Raw genomic sequence first — 16,616 nt, 5'->3', positions numbered from 1 at the left:
GGTGTAAAAGATTGAAAAAGGTACTTTTTATAATTCTAATGATTATGACTTTATTAACAACTGCCAAAGCGGATACGGGACAACAAGATATAGAAAACCAATTGAAAGACATTGATACTTATCAGATTGACCGCTTTGTAAAAGAAGCTAATCAAAAAAATGGCAATATACTTCCTTACGTTGATATAAAGACTTATATAGGAGATATGATATCAGGAAAACAATCTTTTGATATAAAGGAAATTTTTAAAAATTTACTAAAATTGTTTTTTAAAGAGTTATATTCCTCTGTAAGACTTTTAACACAACTTTTAATTTTGGCTGTAATTGGCGGCATATTAATGAATTTACACGGTTCCTTTGAAAATGAAAATATAAGTGAGATTGCTTTTTTAGCGGTTTATATAGTTTTTATCGTAATAGCGGTTAAAAGCTTCACAGAAGCTTTAGGAATTGGCAAAGATGCAATTGACAGCATGGTTAATTTTATGCAATCGATGCTACCTGTACTTATAACTTTACTCGTCTCAGTAGGTGCTTTTACCTCTGCAGCGTTTTTTCACCCTGTTGTCATTGTGACAGTTGAGTTTATAGCCCATCTAATGAGGGATTTTATATTGCCTATTATTTTACTTATGACAGCTGTAAAAATTGTAGGAAATATTTCTGAAAAGTTTAGCTTGAATAAAATGGGGGATTTTTTTAAGACTTTGTCTACAGCTTCTATTTCAATTTTATTGAGTATTTTTTTAGGAGTAGTAACTATACAAGGTTTATCTTCTTCAATGGCAGATGGGGTAATATCGAGAACGGCAAAATATACAGTTGGTGCTTTTTTGCCATTGGTAGGAGGGCTTTTATCTGATAGTGTCGATGCAGTTATAGGGGCATCATTATTGATAAAAGGAGCAGTAGGCACTTATGGGCTTATAGCAATTGTGATAATTTCTGCAGTACCTTTAATAAAGCTTTTTTCTCTCATAATCATTTATCGCTTTGCAGCAGCAGTGATTGAACCAATCTCAGACAAAAGGATAGTAAATTGCCTTTCAGATGTGGCAACTTCTTTAACTTATGTTTTTGGAGTATTGGCTTCTGTTACTGTGATGATGTTCTTTACAATAACAGCTATTATAGGGACAGCTAATATTGCCACTATGCTAAGGTAGGTGAAACAATGGAGTTTTTAAAAGACTGGATAACACAGATAATTTATATTGCAATCCTTTCGATAGTTTTAGAACTTTTAGTTCCTTCCTCCAGTTTAAAAAAATATGCTAAAGTTGCGATAGGGTTTGTAATCATGATTACTATCTTAAATCCCTTGATAAATTTTTTAAAAGGAGGAGCAAATATAGAAGCCTACGTATTTAAAAATGATTACTTTTTAAAAAACATAAATATGGAGCAAATCTCAAAAGAAGCAGAAAAGCAGAGGGATAATTTAATTGTGGCAGAATATAAAAAAAGGCTGATTGAACAGATTAAAGAAAAGCTTTTAAATCTGTATGAAATTGAGGGAGTGGGAGTAGATGTTTCTTTTATAGAAGACCTAAATGACAAAGAGTTTGGAAAAATTAAAGAAATAACTTTATCTTTTAGAAATGCTAGAACGGTTTCTCAAGATTCAGAAAAAATAGCAAAACCGACAGAAGATAAAAAATTTAACTATGAAGAGATTAAAAAAACAATAAGTGCATTCTATAATGTACCTTTAAAGAATATAACTATAAAAGAGGAATAAATTGAAGGGAGGTACTTGAGTGGATTTTGATAAACTTAAAGATAAACTTTTAAAAGATAATAAAAAGTTGGTTGAGAATTTGACTGTTATCTTTTTAATAGGTTTAATTTTGTTAATAGGTGCGAGTGCTCTTTCAAAACCTCGCCCTTCAAATAACAACGATAACAAAGAATTGGTATTAGCTCAAAAAGAAAGTAGTAGTGAAGATTATGCTCAAAAATTAGAAAAGGATTTAAAAAATATATTGTCAAAAATTGAAGGGGTGGGAAATGTTGAGGTCCTCATAACACTAAATTCAGATGAAGAGGTAGTAGCGGCAATGGATGTAGTAGAATCCAGTACTACTACAAATGAAAAAGATAGTAGTGGAGGAATACGAGAAACCATTCAAACAGAATCAAACAACAGAGTAGTTACCTCTCAAAATACCTCTGGGCAAAATGCTCCTATTGTATTAAAAAGAATAATGCCAGAAATAAGGGGAGTGATTGTAGTTGCTGATGGAGCAAAAGATCCAAGATTAAGATACGAACTTTCTTCGGCAGTTCAAACTGCTTTGGGGATTCCTGCCTATAAAGTAAAGGTAATATCTTCAAAATAAAAGTGGGGAGGAGTTTTTATGGTCTATATGGGAAAAAAGCTTGTGGCGATTATATCCCTTGTCTTGCTAATTGCTATTGCTTTTGTTTTAAACTATGGGTATACCAATAAAAAAGAAGAAGCTGCTAAAAATGAGTACAGTCAGAATTCGCAAGTTATTCAAACAAGTACTTCTTCTGCAAAGGAAACTAGTACAGAAAAAGATAAAGTTTTCACTGGAATATTTACCATTTATAGAGAAGAAAGAGAAATAAATAGGAGCAGAAGTATTGATGCTTTAAAAGAAATAGTAGAAAATAAAAATACCAGTGAAGCGACAAGAGACGAAGCTCAAAGGCAAATAATAAAACTTACAGAAATAACAAATCAAGAGATGATAATAGAAAATTTGATAAAAGCTAAAGGGTTTCAAGATGCAGTTGTGATGATAGATAATGGTATAGTAAATGTAATTGTACAGACAGATAAACTGTCAGAAGAAGAAGTGGCACAAATTGTAGATATTGTCTCCAGACAAACAGGAGTTTCATTAGATAATATAAAAATTATGACGAGACTGGAATAAGAAAACTTAATTGTTTTTGTATCTACAATTATGATATAATTTATTTGACAAATATTTATTTTCTCTAAAAATTTTTGCTTTTTAAGGGGGTGAAAGAATCAATGGAAGAAAATTTAAATGCAAATAAAAATCAAGAGCTAGGAACTATTAAAATCTCTGAAGAAGTAGTTAGTGTAATCGCAGGCTTGGCGGCAACGGAAGTACCTGGAGTAGCTGGAATGAGTGGGGGAGTTGTAAGCGGCATTTCTGAAATGTTAGGAAGAAAGAATCTAGGTAAGGGCGTAAAGGTAGAAGTAGGAGAAAAAGAAGTATCAATAGATTTGTATTTAATTGTGGATTATGGTGTTAGAATTCCTGAAGTAGCTTGGAATGTACAAGAAAATGTTAAAAATGCTGTAGAAAATATGACAGGATTAAAAGTTGTTGAAGTTAATATTCACGTTCAAGGGGTAAATATGGATAAGGAAAATAAAAAGCAAGAGCAACAAGTTAAAGAAGAGGAAAATTAAAACATCTACTTAAACTAACCCTCTGTTAGACAGAGGGTTAGTTTAAGTAGAGTTATGGTACAATATATGTAAGAGGTAAAATTCAAGGAGTTGGGACAATGAACAGAACAGAAGCTAGGGAATGGGTTGTAAAAATGCTTTATCAATACGACGTTTCAAGGTTACCTATAAGCAAAATACTTGAAAATTTTTATAAAGAAAAGGACCCAGGCGAGCAAAAAGAGTATATAGAAAATACCGTAATAGGGGCTATTGAACATTTAGAAGAAATTGATAAGGAAATAGAAAGATACTCTCAAAATTGGGCTCTTAACCGCATGCCAAAAATAGATTTGGCTATTTTAAGGTGCAGCATTTATGAGATGCAATACGGGAATATTCCTGTAAATATTTCTATAAACGAAGCAGTAGAAATAGCCAAAAAATACAGCACAGAAGATTCTCCTGCTTTTATAAACGGTTTGTTGGGAGCATTTGTAAGGGATGAAGGATTGGAGGAAGGTGAATCAAATGATAATTGATGGTAAGGAGATTTCTAAAAAGATAAGAGAAGAGGTAAAAAGAGAGATAAAGAAGTTTGGCTACAAGCCCAAATTAGCGATATTGATGGCGGGAGATGATGAGTCTTCAAAGGTTTACGCAAACTCTAAAGTTAAAGCCTGTGAAAATGTGGGGATTGAAGCTAAAATCTATTATTTTTCAGAAAGTGAAGAGTCAAAATTTTTTGACACCTTAAAGTTTTTAAATGAAGATAAAAATACTCACGGCATAATGATAGAAATGCCCCTTCCTAAAAACTTTAATGCTGAGTTGGTCTACGATACTATAAACCCTTATAAAGACGTTGATTGCATATCTAATTATAATATGGGAAGGCTATTTGCAGGGAAACCACTTTTTGTACCTTGTACTCCTAAAGCAATTTTACATATACTGGAAGGTATTAATACTCAATTTGAGGGAAAACATGCTGTTGTAATAGGAAGAAGTAATATCTTAGGAAAACCTGTAGCTAAGCTTTTATTAGACAAAAATTGTACGGTTACTGTGTGCCATTCAAAAACAAAAGACTTGGCTTATTATACTAGACAAGCGGATATTTTAGTGTTAGCGGCTGGTAAGATGAATTTGGTCAAGGGAGATATGGTTAAGGAGGGAGCAATACTTATAGATGCGGGTATAAACGTTTACCAAGATAATATATATGGAGATGCAGACTTTGAAAGTGTAAAAGACCTGTGTTCTTACGTAACACCAGTTCCAGGAGGAGTTGGACCTGTGACGACAGCTATGATACTTAAAAATACCCTGGAGGCTTTTAAATATGCAGTTAAAGGCGCTTGAAGTCAGAGAAATTACAGACTATATCAAAAAAATGATGGATAATGATATAATTTTGAGAAATGTGCGGGTTAAAGGAGAAATTTCTAATTTGAAATATCATAGCACAGGAATATATTTTACTTTGAAAGATGAAATAGCCTCTTTAAAATGTGTGATGTTTAATGAATATGGAAAGCTTTTAAATTTTACTTTGCAAGATGGTATGTCAGTGATTGTGACAGGTAGAATATCTGTATATGAAAGAAATGGAACTTATCAACTGTACGCTCAAAGTATACAGTCGGATGGAATTGGAGCTTTATACTTTGCTTTTAATAAACTTAAAGAGAAACTGCAAAAAGAAGGACTTTTTGATTCTGATAAAAAGAAACCTATCCCTAAACATCCTAAAAAAATTGCTGTGGTGACTTCTCCAACAGGGGCTGTAATACGAGATATAATAACAATTTCGAGAAGGAGAAATCCAACAGTAGACATTTTAGTGGTTCCTGTTTTGGTGCAAGGAAGCTCAGCCGCCGATGAAATATGTAATGCTCTTCGAATTTTGAACAAAAGGGAAGACATTGATGTAATTATTTTAGCAAGGGGTGGAGGTTCTTTAGAAGAAATTTGGCCTTTCAATGAAGAAAAAGTGGCAAGATGTATTTATGCATCTCGCATACCAGTTGTTTCTGCTGTAGGCCATGAGACAGACTTTACTATTTCTGATTTTGTGGCGGATTTGAGAGCTCCTACCCCTTCTGCAGCTGCTGAAATTGTAGTACCAGACATAAAAGTTTACCAAAGAGAATTGTTTTTATTAAAAACGAAATTATTAACCTTGATGACTGCTGAATTAAATCGCAAGAAAAAAGAATTTGAAGGGCTTAAAAGGGCTTTGTATCTTAATAGCCCCACTAAGAAAAGTGAAATTTTAAGGCATAAAGTTGAAAATTTAACAGCCTCTTTATACAATGAAATGCTTTCTATATACCAGCATAAAAGAAATGATTTTTTAATTTTAGCAGAAAAGTTGAATTCTTTAAGTCCTTTAAAAGTACTTACAAGAGGTTATACAATTGTTTTAGATAAGCAAGAAAAAGTTATTTCTTCTGTGAGAGATATAAAACCTTATGATGAAATAAAAATCTTATTTAAAGATGGCAAAGCTAAAGCGATTGTACAAGAGGTGAAAGAGAATGAATGAGGAATTGACTTTTGAAGAAGAAATGATGAGATTAGAAGAAATTGTAAATACACTAGAAAAAGGAAATTTAATGTTGGAAGAGTCTTTTAACTTGTTTAAAGAAGGTGTTGAAATTTCTAAAAGATTAGAAAAAAGGTTAAGTGAGGTTGAAGGAAAGATAACCCTTCTCATCAACGAAAATGAAGAAATTGATTTTAAAGAGGAGGAAAAGGATGTTTAAAGAAAAGTTAAGAGAAAAACAACAGCTTGTTGAGAAAGAACTACACAGAATACTTGATATAGAAGAAAAACCAGAGATAATTTATGAAGCAATGAGATATAGTGTGTTTGCGGGAGGGAAAAGGTTAAGACCAGTTTTATGTCTTTCTTCTTGTGAGCTTTTAGGAGGAGATATAAAAAAAGCTCTTCCTGTAGCTTGTGCGATTGAACTTATTCATACTTATTCTCTGATTCACGATGACCTTCCAGCAATGGATAATGATGATTTAAGAAGAGGAAAGCCCACGAATCACAAAGTTTATGGGGAAGCTATAGCAATTTTAGCTGGCGATGGGCTTTTAAATTTAGGGTATGAAGTGTTAGTAAGACATGCTTTAGAACATCCTGAAGATTATGAAAGAATATTGAAAGCTACCAATGAAATTGCGACAGCCTCAGGATGTAAAGGAATTATTGGTGGGCAAGTTGTAGATATACTATCCCAGAATACGGAGCTTACTTATGAAGAATTAAAATTTATGCATGAACACAAGACAGGAGCTTTGATAGAAGCCTCTGTTTGCGCAGGAGCTTACATCGCTGGTGCTACAGAAGAAGAGATTCATGCCTTAAGGGAATATGCACGCTTAATAGGTTTTGCTTTTCAAATAAAAGATGATATATTGGATGTAATAGGAGAAGAGGAAAAATTGGGTAAAAAAGTAGGTAGTGATAAAGAAAAAGGCAAGTTTACTTTTGTCAATATTTTTGGATTAGAAAAATCTCAAGAGATGGTTGTAGAGCTTACACAGAATGCTATAAAGATTTTAGATAGGTTTGGAGAAAAAGCAGAGTTTTTAAAAGAGCTTTCCAATTATTTGATTGAAAGAGTAAACTAAAGCTTAAGGGAGTATTGACAATGCTTTTTGAAAGAAATGAGTTTTTTGACAGTTAAATGACTGTAGCAACCTTCTACAGACTTTGTAGAGGTTTGATATTGTCATTTTTATTATGTTATAATTAATATACCTTGAAAAGAAAGGCAAAGTGGTGCAGTATCCTAGTCAGAGGCGCTAATCCCGAAGACGGGCCTAAAAATCCGTCAAGGGCACATCGATGAAGTTCCTGGTGCTGGCTTTCAACGCCCAGTTGGGGGCTGGTGCTGGGAGTTAAGGAGGGGGGGCGATCCACAATGGCATGTGGGCGTTGACCCTTCCTCCGCGGAGACCTACTTGCGTGGCTTTTACAGGCTACGGGGTAGGATGAACCTGTCTCGCGGCCATAAAGCTGCGGACAGTGTAGCCTGCCTTGAGTGATTCGGGTGGATATCAGTTGTAAGCCATAATTCAAAGAGCTCTTGAATTACTGGCTATTGCTGATGAAACCCGAATTGCAAAAGAGGATAGGGGTTAGTCCCTCTGTTGAGGAAAACTCCTAGGCTGCGCCTTGCCGGGCGGCATATTGGGGATTACGGTGCGGACTAAGTGGTAGTCCAGTCTTACCTTTGGCGACAAGGTAAAAGCGGGCTTAAAGGGGAACCGCTGAACGGCGACGTTCAGTGCACGCTTGGGAAATCCTACTGGACCTAAGCCGCAAAGTTTACCCAATATGCTACCACTTTGCCTTTATACATGTAGGAGGTCTTTTTTTTATTATGAAAAATAAAAACATAAATACGAATTATAAGTGGATTTTACATATAACTATTATAACCTTTTTTCTTGCCACTATATTAAATTTTTTTTCTGATGTTGCATTAAAAGAGAGCAATCTCCTTGTAGCCTTTTGTATTCTTGGTTTTATAGTGTTAATTGGTATAATTTTTGATATAATAGGTACAGCAATAATTTCAGGCAGAGAAGAACCTTTTCATGCAATGGCGGCTAAAAAAGTATTTGGAGCAAAGGAAGCCATAAAACTTCTTAGAAATGCTAATATTGTGGCTAATTTTTGTAATGACGTAGTAGGAGATATTTCTGGAATTGTTTCTGGTGCTGCCCTGATGGCAATAATTGTAAAATTAGCTTTTGAGGGGCCCAAAGGTTCTATTTATACTGCGATTTTAGGAGGTTTATTATCTGCCATTACAATTGGAGGAAAAGCTATTGGTAAAAATATAGGTATAGCTAAAAGACAGTCTATTGTTTATGCGGTTGCTGTGATGCTGGCTTGGATAGAAAAAAACACGGGTATAAAGATTTTGCCAGATTATAAGAATAATAATAAGAATAATAAAAGGAAGAAAAGAAAGTGAGGGTATTTAAATGCTGGAACAAATTGATAGCCCTTATGACTTGAAAAAATTAGACAAAAAGGACTTTCCGCTGATTTGTGAAGAAATACGCCAGTTTTTAATAGAAAAAGTGTCTAAAACAGGTGGGCATTTAGCATCAAACCTTGGAATCGTTGAACTTACAATTGCACTTCATTATGTTTTTAATTCGCCAGTTGACAAAATAATCTGGGATGTAGGACATCAGTGTTATGTACATAAAATGCTTACAGGTAGGAAAGACCAGTTTGATACTTTGAGGAAATTCAATGGCCTTTCTGGTTATACTAAAAGAACGGAAAGTGTGCATGATATATTTGGAGCAGGACACAGTAGTACCTCTATATCTGCAGCATTGGGCATTGCCAAGGCAAGAGATTTAAAGGGCGAGAAATATTCTGTTGTAGCGGTAATTGGGGATGGAGCTTTAACTGGTGGCATGGCTTTTGAAGCATTAAATAATGCAGGAATGTCTAAAACAGATTTGATTGTCGTGCTAAATCACAATGAGATGTCTATTTCGGAAAACGTAGGTAGTTTATCTTTGTATTTAAGTAAACTTAGAACTGACCTTACTTATAATAAATTAAAACAAGAGGTTGATAATTTACTCAATATTGTACCTCCAATAGGGAAAAGCCTTCATAAATATATCGAAAGGATAAAAGATTCTGTAAAACAGTTAGTAGTGCCAGGAATGTTTTTTGAAGAGATGGGTTTTACATATTTAGGACCTATTGACGGACATGACGTTGGTAGCCTTATAGAGGTTTTAGAAAGAGCGAAGAAAATAAAAGGACCTATTTTAGTACATGTTATCACAAAAAAAGGCAAAGGTTACAAATTTGCAGAAAAATTTCCTGATAAATTTCATTCTGCAGCTCCTTTTGACATACAAACAGGTAAGTTTGTAAATGAGGGGCAGGCGACTTATTCTGATGTATTTGGGAAGACTCTTACTGAAATGGCCTTGCAAGATGACAAAATTGTTGCAATAACTGCTGCCATGCCAGAGGGAACAGGGCTTATTCATTTTGCAAAATTGATTCCTGAAAGATTTTTTGATGTAGGAATAGCAGAGCAGCATGCTACTACCTTTGCAGCAGGAATGGCAGTACAAGGATACAAACCTTATTTTGCAGTGTATTCTACCTTTTTACAAAGAGCTTATGACCAGCTTATACACGATGTATGTATACAAAAATTACCTGTTGTTTTTGCAATTGATAGAGCAGGAATTGTAGGAGAGGATGGAGAAACCCATCAAGGAGTTTTTGATTTGTCTTATTTAAGGCCAATTCCTAATATAACGATTATGTCTCCAAAAGACGCAAATGAATTAGTTGAAATGGTTAAATTATCAAGAAATCTTGAGTTCCCTGTTGCCATAAGGTATCCAAGAGGAAAAGCAGGAGAATTCGATATTACAAGAGAATGCAGTATAGAGTTTGGAAAGGCAGAGTTAGTTACTGAAGGAAAAGAAATAGCAATTTTTGCATTAGGAAGAATGGTAGGAAAGGTGTTAGAAGCAAAGGAAATTTTAAAAGTTTCTGATTTGCAACCCTTTATTGTCAATTTGAGATTTGTTAAACCTTTAGATGAAGAGCTGATTTTGGATATCTCAAACAAAGTTAAATTTATTGTTACAGTGGAAGACAATGTCATAGCTGGTGGTGTTGGAAGCGCTATACTCGAGCTTTTAAATTCTAATGGAATATATAAGCCAGTTTTGCGTTTGGGGTTTCCCGATAAATTTATTGAACACGGAGATGTGGAAAACTTGTTTAAAAAATACAATTTAGATGCTGAGTCTATCGCAAATACTATACTACAAAAATATAAGGAAATGAGGTAAATATGGCTTCAAAAAAAGAAAGATTGGATGTTTTGCTTGTTCAAAAAGGTTTTTTCTCCTCAAGAGAAAAAGCAAAAGCTTCTATTATGGCAGGAGAAGTATATGTTGATGGCAAGAAAATTGAAAAAGCTGGAGAGTTTGTCAACATAGATTCTTCAATTGAAGTAAAAACTAATTCTTTACCTTATGTAAGTAGAGGTGGGCTAAAGTTACAAAAAGCGATAGAAACGTTTAATATTAATGTGACTGGCAAGATTGCCTTAGACATTGGAGCTTCTACAGGAGGTTTTACTGATTGCCTTTTAAAACATGGTGTTTTGAAAGTATATGCTGTAGATGTAGGATACGGGCAATTGGATTGGAGTTTAAGAAATGACCCTCGGGTCATAAACATGGAAAAAACTAATATAAGATTTTTAGAAACATTGCCTGAAACAGTGGACATGGTGACAATAGACGTTTCTTTTATTTCACTTGAACTTGTTATACCTTCTGCAGATAAATTTTTAAAACCAGAGGGAGATTTGATAGCTTTAATAAAACCTCAATTTGAAGCAGGAAGAGAGAAAGTAGGTAAAAAAGGCGTGGTGAGAGACCCGGCTGTTCATAGGGAAGTGATTGAAAAAATTGTGACTTTGTTTCAAAAGTTTAACTACGGTATAATAGGTATTACCTATTCTCCTATAAAAGGGGCAGAAGGCAATATAGAGTATTTAATCTATAGCAAAAAGTGGATCGAAAATCAACACAATATTGATATTACAAAAATTGTAGAAGAGGCATTTAAAAATTTGAACAAATAAAATATTAGCAGGAAAATTTGTTTTTTTGTAGAATATGATAAATGTGGTGAGATTGTAATGAAAAAAGTCGGAGTAATTCCAAATATCAATAAAGATAAAGACTTAGAAGTGACAAAATCTGTAGTAAAATGGCTATTGGAACATGATTCTGAACCATATCTTAATGAAATAGTTGCCTCTAAAATGGGTTATGATGAATATGGTAAAAAATCCACAGATATATATAGTAAATCTGATTTCATAATTGCTTTAGGTGGAGATGGTACTATTTTAAATGTTGCAAGGCTTTGTGCACCTTTTGGGACGCCTATTTTTGCTGTGAATTTAGGTCATCTTGGATTTCTTACAGAAGTAGATATGAATGAGGTGTTTGTTTCTTTAGATAAAATATATAAAGGAGAATATACAGTAGAAAAAAGGATGATGCTAGAGGCAAATGTAGTTAAAAATGATATGGAGATTATTAATTTTAGAGCTTTGAATGACATTGTCATTACAAGAGGAGCTTTTTCAAGAATGGCTCGTATAAATGCCTATGTCAATAATAATTATGTAGATACTTATTTAGCAGATGGAGTAATAATTGCAACTCCTACTGGTTCAACTGCTTATTCACTTTCAGCAGGAGGACCTATTGTATATCCTACAGTAGAAGTTATAATAATAACACCTATCTGTCCTCATACTTTATATTCGAGGTCTATAATAGTTTCACCAGATGATGTAATTAGGTTGGAAATAAGCGAAGAAAATCAAGATTTAATGATAACAACAGATGGGCAACAGGGATATAAACTTGATTATAGAGACATAATTTACATTAAAAAGAGCAATGAATATACCAATCTCATAAGAGTAAAAAATACCAATTTTTTTGACTTGTTGAGGGACAAACTTACAGAAAGATAAAAAGTAAAAAGAGGTGAAGACTAATATGATGAAAATAGCTCGACACGCTAAAATTCTTGAAATAATCTCTGAAAAAGAAATTGAAACACAGGAAGAGTTAGCAGCTGAACTTCAAAAACAAGGTATTGATGTGACTCAAGCGACTGTGTCAAGAGATATAAAAGAATTGAGACTGATAAAAGTTTTAACAGAAGATGGAAAAAGATATAAATACGCCCCGATGGGAAAAGTAGACGGCCATATTACAGATAGACTAATGACTTTATTGTCTGAGTCTATAGTGAGCGTTGATTATGCCGGAAATATCATAGTCATAAAAACGTTATCAGGCACAGCTCCTGCAGCAGCAGAGGCCATTGACACATTAAATTGGAAGAATATAGTAGGCACATTAGCGGGAGATAATACCATTTTTGTTTTAGTGAGAAATGAAGAAGCTCTTCAAGAATTGTTGGAAAAATTCAAAAAGTTAGTCAAGTGATTTCTGGGGGTTTTGCTATGCTTTTAGCACTTAGCATCCAAAACGTTGCACTCATTGACAAGGTAGAATTACAATTCGAAGAAGGATTCAATGTATTAACTGGAGAGACAGGGGCAGGGAAATCTATAGTTATTGATTCGGTTTTGCTGCTTTTAGGTAGTCGAGCCAGTAGAGATATAATACGTACTGGTGAAGAAAAAGCTATCGTAGAAGGAATATTTTTTGTGGATTCCAACAAGGATAAAATTGTAGAAATTTTAGAAGAAGTAGGTTTGAATTTAGAAGAGGATGATACTTTGATAATAAATAGAGAAATTACAAGCAGTGGAAGAAGTTATTGTAGGATAAATGGCAGAATAGTGCCTCTTTCTTTTTTGAGTAAAATAGGTGCTTTCTTGGTAGATATTTTAGGTCAACATGAGCATCAGTTTCTTTTAGACAATACAAAACATCTTTCTATTTTAGATAATTTTGGTGACCAAAAGTTTAAAAGTTTAAAAGAAAGATTTAAGGAGGTGTTAGAAGAATATAGAAAGATACAAAAAGAGATTTCAAGTTTTTTTAAAGATGAAAAAGAAAAGAATGAAATAATTGACCTTTTGAAGTATCAAATTGAAGAGATTGAAAAGGCGAATTTGAGTGTAGAAGAGGAAACACAGTTGTTAGAAAAAAGAAATTTGCTTATGAATTTCGAAAAATTATTTACCGCTATGAATTCTAGTTACAAAATTTTGTATGAAGGTAGTGGAGGCTTTTCTGTTTTAGATAATTTACATGTTGTAATAAAAAATTTAGAAACAGCCCTTTCTATAGATGAAAAGCTAAAAAACTTAAAAGATAAGCTGGAGAATATTCTCTATGAATTAGAGGATTGTGCCTTACAGGTACGGGATTACTTGAATGGCTTAGATTTTAATCAGCAAAGTTTAGAGGAAATAGAAATACGATTAGATCAAATAAATTCCTTGAAAAGAAAATATGGACCTACAATACAGCATATTTTAGAATTTAAAGAAAATAAAAAAAGAGAATTAGAGAATATATTAAATTTTGAAGAAAAGCAACAAGAATTGAAGCTTAAGCAGCAAAAGTTATGGGAAAAAATTTTAGAAGTTGGTGAAGCATTACATTTCAAAAGGAAGCAAATAGCAGATAATATAGAAAAAAATATAAATCAAATTTTAGTTGAACTTAATATGCCAAATGCTTATTTTAAAGTGAATATAGAAAAAATGGAAGAACCTACTGAAACAGGATTTGATAAAATTGAATTTTTAATTTCTACAAATAGAGGAGAACCTTTGAAGCCTTTATCTAAAATTGCTTCTGGTGGCGAGCTTTCGAGAATTATGCTGGCGTTAAAAACTATTCTCGCTTCCGCAGATGGAATTTCCACTTTGATTTTCGACGAAGTTGATACAGGAATAAGCGGGAAAACTGCCCAATTAGTAGCTGAAAAAATGGCATATCTTTCTAAAAAACATCAATTGATTTGTGTTACTCACCTACCTCAAATTGCCTCTATGGCAGATACACATTATCGAATTTCCAAAATTACAAAAAATGAAAGAACTTATATAAATATGGAAAAACTTGACTATCAAGGCAAAATAAATGAATTAGCTCGTATTATGGGAGGATCGCGTGTCACTCAGACTACTTTAGAACATTCAAAAGAATTATTAGATATTGCATCTCAATTTAAAAGCAAAATTTAATATTTTAGTTTAATCTCACTTCCTTTTACTATCGGATAATATATTGACAGTATATAAAGCTTTAAAAAAGGTTAAGTTAATTTTAGATTAAATAAGCTGCAAAAAAGGAAGTGAGAAGATGACAAAAAATACAGTAAAATTGTTACTTTTTATATTCTTAAGCTTTTTTTTAGTATTTGCAAATTATTTTACTCCTATACAAGATATAGCGAAAACTCCCTCAAGTTTTAAATTTTTTCAAGGAGAAAAAGTTAATTATAACTTTAATATACCAATAAAAGTAAGTTTTCAAGCTGATAAAAAAGGTTTTTTAAAAATTAATGATACAGAAGATAAAAATGTTTTAAATTTGAAAGAACCTATTACTATAGAAGCAGTAAACACTGGCACAGTAAATTTGGATTTTAAGCTCTTTGGAATATTTCCTATAAAGTATATCAGTGTTGACATCGTTCCGACAATAAAAGTAGTACCGGGCGGCCAAGCGATAGGGGTTAATTTAAATACCAAGGGAGCATTAGTAGTAGGCTATTCAGATATAATGGGTGAGGACGGTAAAATTTATAGTCCTTATAAGCAAGGGAAAATACAGATAGGAGATATAATATTAGAAGTCAACGGCATAGAAATAAAGCAAGCAGAAGATATCACTAACATTGCAAATGAATTACAAGGGAAAGCTTTAAAATTAAAAATAAACAGAAAAAATAATATTTTTTATACTACTATTTATCCTATAAAGTCAAAAGAGGATAAACAATACAGAATAGGTCTTTGGGTGAGAGACCACACTGCTGGTATAGGTACTTTAACCTTTTATTATCCTGCTAGTAAGATGTATGGAGCTTTAGGTCATGCTATAACTGATATAGATACTGGTCACATGTTATCAGTAGAAAATGGAGAAATTATGAATTCTCGAATTACTTCTATTGACCATGGAAGAAGAAGTAAACCCGGGGAATTAAAAGGGATTTTTTTAGAAGAAGTTGATACAATAGGTAATATATTAAAAAACACTGAATTTGGAATTTACGGGAATATGTATGAAGACTTTAAGAACGATTTGTATGGAGAAATTCCTATAGCATATCAAAGCCAAATAAAAGAAGGGCCAGCTAAAATATTGGCTACCATTGATAATACAGGTATACAGCAATTTGATATTGAAATTATCAAAAAAGTGTATCAAGAAACTCCTAGCCCTAAAAGTATGATAATTAAAATTGTTGACAAGAATTTATTAAAAAAGACTGGAGGCATAATACAGGGTATGAGTGGTAGTCCTATTATACAAGATGGAAAACTGGTAGGAGCAGTTACTCATGTTTTTGTGAATGACCCTACAAAAGGATATGCTGTTTATGCAGAATGGATGATTAATGAAATGAATACGCTGCTTAATAATAAGCAGGTTTTTACAAATAACTAAAAATTTTTAAGGGAAAAAGAAGGAAATTCAAATATTATGTAGAATAAATATTATATACTAATATTAGCAATGGGAGGTTAAATAATTGGTTAAGAAGATTAGAGTAGGAATAGCAGATGATAACAAAGAGTTTGCTACTATTTTAGCTGAGTATTTATCTACTCAAGAAAATATTGAAGTGGTAGGTGTTGCCAATGATGGCAACCAAGCGATTGAACTCATTAAAAATCAATCGCCAGATTTGTTAATTTTAGATATTATAATGCCCTATTTAGATGGCATTGGTGTTTTGGAAAAGATAAATGAAGAACAATTAAAAAAGCCTAAAATTTTAGTTTTATCTGCAGTAGGCCAAGAAAAAATAACTCAACGGGCTATTGCATTAGGAGCAGATTATTATATTTTAAAACCTTTTGATTTAGCTATGTTGTCAAAAAGGATTTCTGAGCTTATGGAACCAGAATTAAATGTAGTATCAAAGACTGTTTTTCCTGTGGTAAAAGCGAAGAAAAATTATGACCTTGAAGCAATGATTACAGAAATTATTCATGAGGTAGGAGTACCAGCTCATATAAAAGGCTATATGTATCTAAGAGATGCTATTTCTCTTGTTATTAGCAATATGGAATATTTAAATTCTGTAACTAAAATGTTATATCCTAAAATTGCTGAAAAGTACAATACTACTCCTAGCAGAGTAGAAAGAGCTATAAGGCATGCAATAGAAGTTGCGTGGAGCAGGGGCAAAACAGAGGTTTTAAATGAACTTTTTGGATATACTATAAATGACGAAAAAGGTAAACCGACAAATTCTGAATTCATTGCGCTTATTGCTGATAAATTGAGGTTGGGGATGAAAGCGGGGTAAAAGGGGTAGATACCTGCTTTCTCTTTTTTAACCTCCCATTTCAAAAGGGCAACAAACATAAAATAGGGCGATAAATATTGAATTTTCACGGCGACAAATAAGTTATGTCCTCTGTTTGTTAAAAAAACAAAT

The 16,616-nt window shown here is 32.9% G+C and carries 18 protein-coding genes; all 18 read left to right on the top strand.

Going from position 1 to position 16,616, the window contains the following annotated elements:
* The first annotated feature begins 11 nt into the window (after positions 1 to 11).
* The 18 genes from spoIIIAE (at position 12) to spo0A (ending at position 16,484) form a co-directional block, all read left to right on the top strand.
* Entirely contained in the window at positions 12 to 1,169 is a 1,158-nt protein-coding gene (gene spoIIIAE / locus M663_RS0105905) for a stage III sporulation protein AE (RefSeq protein WP_029688289.1), read from the top strand.
* 8 nt (positions 1,170 to 1,177) lie between these two features.
* The gene (gene spoIIIAF / locus M663_RS0105900) at positions 1,178 to 1,744 is read left to right on the top strand and encodes a stage III sporulation protein AF (RefSeq protein WP_003868785.1); all 567 of its coding nucleotides are present in this window, start codon (positions 1,178 to 1,180) and stop codon (positions 1,742 to 1,744) included.
* Positions 1,745 to 1,763: 19 nt separating this feature from the next.
* Entirely contained in the window at positions 1,764 to 2,345 is a 582-nt protein-coding gene (gene spoIIIAG / locus M663_RS0105895; protein WP_003868784.1) for a stage III sporulation protein AG, read from the top strand.
* Between the two features lie 18 nt (positions 2,346 to 2,363).
* The gene (locus M663_RS0105890) at positions 2,364 to 2,909 is read left to right on the top strand and encodes a SpoIIIAH-like family protein (RefSeq protein ID WP_003868783.1); all 546 of its coding nucleotides are present in this window, start codon (positions 2,364 to 2,366) and stop codon (positions 2,907 to 2,909) included.
* Positions 2,910 to 3,010: 101 nt separating this feature from the next.
* Positions 3,011 to 3,418 (top strand): Asp23/Gls24 family envelope stress response protein, encoded by a 408-nt coding sequence (locus M663_RS0105885; RefSeq protein ID WP_029688288.1) that lies wholly within the window; start codon positions 3,011 to 3,013, stop codon positions 3,416 to 3,418.
* A gap of 98 nt (positions 3,419 to 3,516) precedes the next feature.
* The gene (gene nusB, locus M663_RS0105880) at positions 3,517 to 3,939 is read left to right on the top strand and encodes a transcription antitermination factor NusB (protein WP_003868781.1); all 423 of its coding nucleotides are present in this window, start codon (positions 3,517 to 3,519) and stop codon (positions 3,937 to 3,939) included.
* Complete coding sequence (locus M663_RS0105875; RefSeq protein WP_003868780.1) at positions 3,929 to 4,762, top strand: bifunctional 5,10-methylenetetrahydrofolate dehydrogenase/5,10-methenyltetrahydrofolate cyclohydrolase; 834 nt, start codon at positions 3,929 to 3,931, stop codon at positions 4,760 to 4,762. The genes nusB and M663_RS0105875 overlap by 11 nt, the downstream gene beginning before the upstream one ends.
* On the top strand, positions 4,743 to 5,948 hold the full coding sequence (xseA, locus tag M663_RS0105870; RefSeq protein ID WP_029688287.1) for an exodeoxyribonuclease VII large subunit: 1,206 nt from the start codon (positions 4,743 to 4,745) through the stop codon (positions 5,946 to 5,948). Before M663_RS0105875 ends, xseA begins: the two co-directional genes overlap by 20 nt.
* A complete protein-coding gene (gene xseB, locus M663_RS0105865) occupies positions 5,941 to 6,168 on the top strand; it encodes an exodeoxyribonuclease VII small subunit (RefSeq protein WP_003868778.1) in 228 nt (75 codons plus the stop codon). Before xseA ends, xseB begins: the two co-directional genes overlap by 8 nt.
* Entirely contained in the window at positions 6,161 to 7,045 is an 885-nt protein-coding gene (locus M663_RS0105860) for a polyprenyl synthetase family protein (RefSeq protein WP_029688286.1), read from the top strand. The genes xseB and M663_RS0105860 overlap by 8 nt, the downstream gene beginning before the upstream one ends.
* A gap of 755 nt (positions 7,046 to 7,800) precedes the next feature.
* Positions 7,801 to 8,400 carry a hypothetical protein gene (locus M663_RS0105855; RefSeq protein ID WP_029688285.1) on the top strand — a complete coding sequence of 200 codons (600 nt, stop codon included), beginning with the start codon at positions 7,801 to 7,803 and terminating at the stop codon, positions 8,398 to 8,400.
* 10 nt (positions 8,401 to 8,410) lie between these two features.
* A complete protein-coding gene (gene dxs / locus M663_RS0105850) occupies positions 8,411 to 10,273 on the top strand; it encodes a 1-deoxy-D-xylulose-5-phosphate synthase (RefSeq protein ID WP_029688284.1) in 1,863 nt (620 codons plus the stop codon).
* A gap of 2 nt (positions 10,274 to 10,275) precedes the next feature.
* Positions 10,276 to 11,076 (top strand): TlyA family RNA methyltransferase, encoded by an 801-nt coding sequence (locus M663_RS0105845; protein ID WP_029688283.1) that lies wholly within the window; start codon positions 10,276 to 10,278, stop codon positions 11,074 to 11,076.
* 57 nt (positions 11,077 to 11,133) lie between these two features.
* Entirely contained in the window at positions 11,134 to 11,985 is an 852-nt protein-coding gene (locus M663_RS0105840; protein ID WP_003868020.1) for an NAD(+)/NADH kinase, read from the top strand.
* A 25-nt stretch (positions 11,986 to 12,010) separates the two neighbouring features.
* Positions 12,011 to 12,466, top strand: coding sequence for an arginine repressor (locus M663_RS0105835; protein WP_003868019.1), 456 nt, complete (start codon positions 12,011 to 12,013; stop codon positions 12,464 to 12,466).
* A 17-nt stretch (positions 12,467 to 12,483) separates the two neighbouring features.
* Positions 12,484 to 14,184 (top strand): DNA repair protein RecN, encoded by a 1,701-nt coding sequence (gene recN, locus M663_RS0105830; protein WP_029688282.1) that lies wholly within the window; start codon positions 12,484 to 12,486, stop codon positions 14,182 to 14,184.
* Positions 14,185 to 14,302: 118 nt separating this feature from the next.
* The gene (gene spoIVB / locus M663_RS0105825; protein WP_029688281.1) at positions 14,303 to 15,616 is read left to right on the top strand and encodes a SpoIVB peptidase; all 1,314 of its coding nucleotides are present in this window, start codon (positions 14,303 to 14,305) and stop codon (positions 15,614 to 15,616) included.
* An 85-nt stretch (positions 15,617 to 15,701) separates the two neighbouring features.
* Positions 15,702 to 16,484 carry a sporulation transcription factor Spo0A gene (spo0A, locus tag M663_RS0105820; RefSeq protein WP_003868016.1) on the top strand — a complete coding sequence of 261 codons (783 nt, stop codon included), beginning with the start codon at positions 15,702 to 15,704 and terminating at the stop codon, positions 16,482 to 16,484.
* Positions 16,485 to 16,616 lie beyond the last annotated feature (132 nt).

The sequence above is a fragment of the Thermoanaerobacter sp. A7A genome (assembly GCF_000445185.1).
In the GTDB taxonomy this organism is placed as follows: Bacteria; Bacillota; Thermoanaerobacteria; order Thermoanaerobacterales; family Thermoanaerobacteraceae; genus Thermoanaerobacter.
Note: the sequence above shows the minus strand (reverse complement) of the source record. Positions and strands in the feature narration are given on the sequence as shown.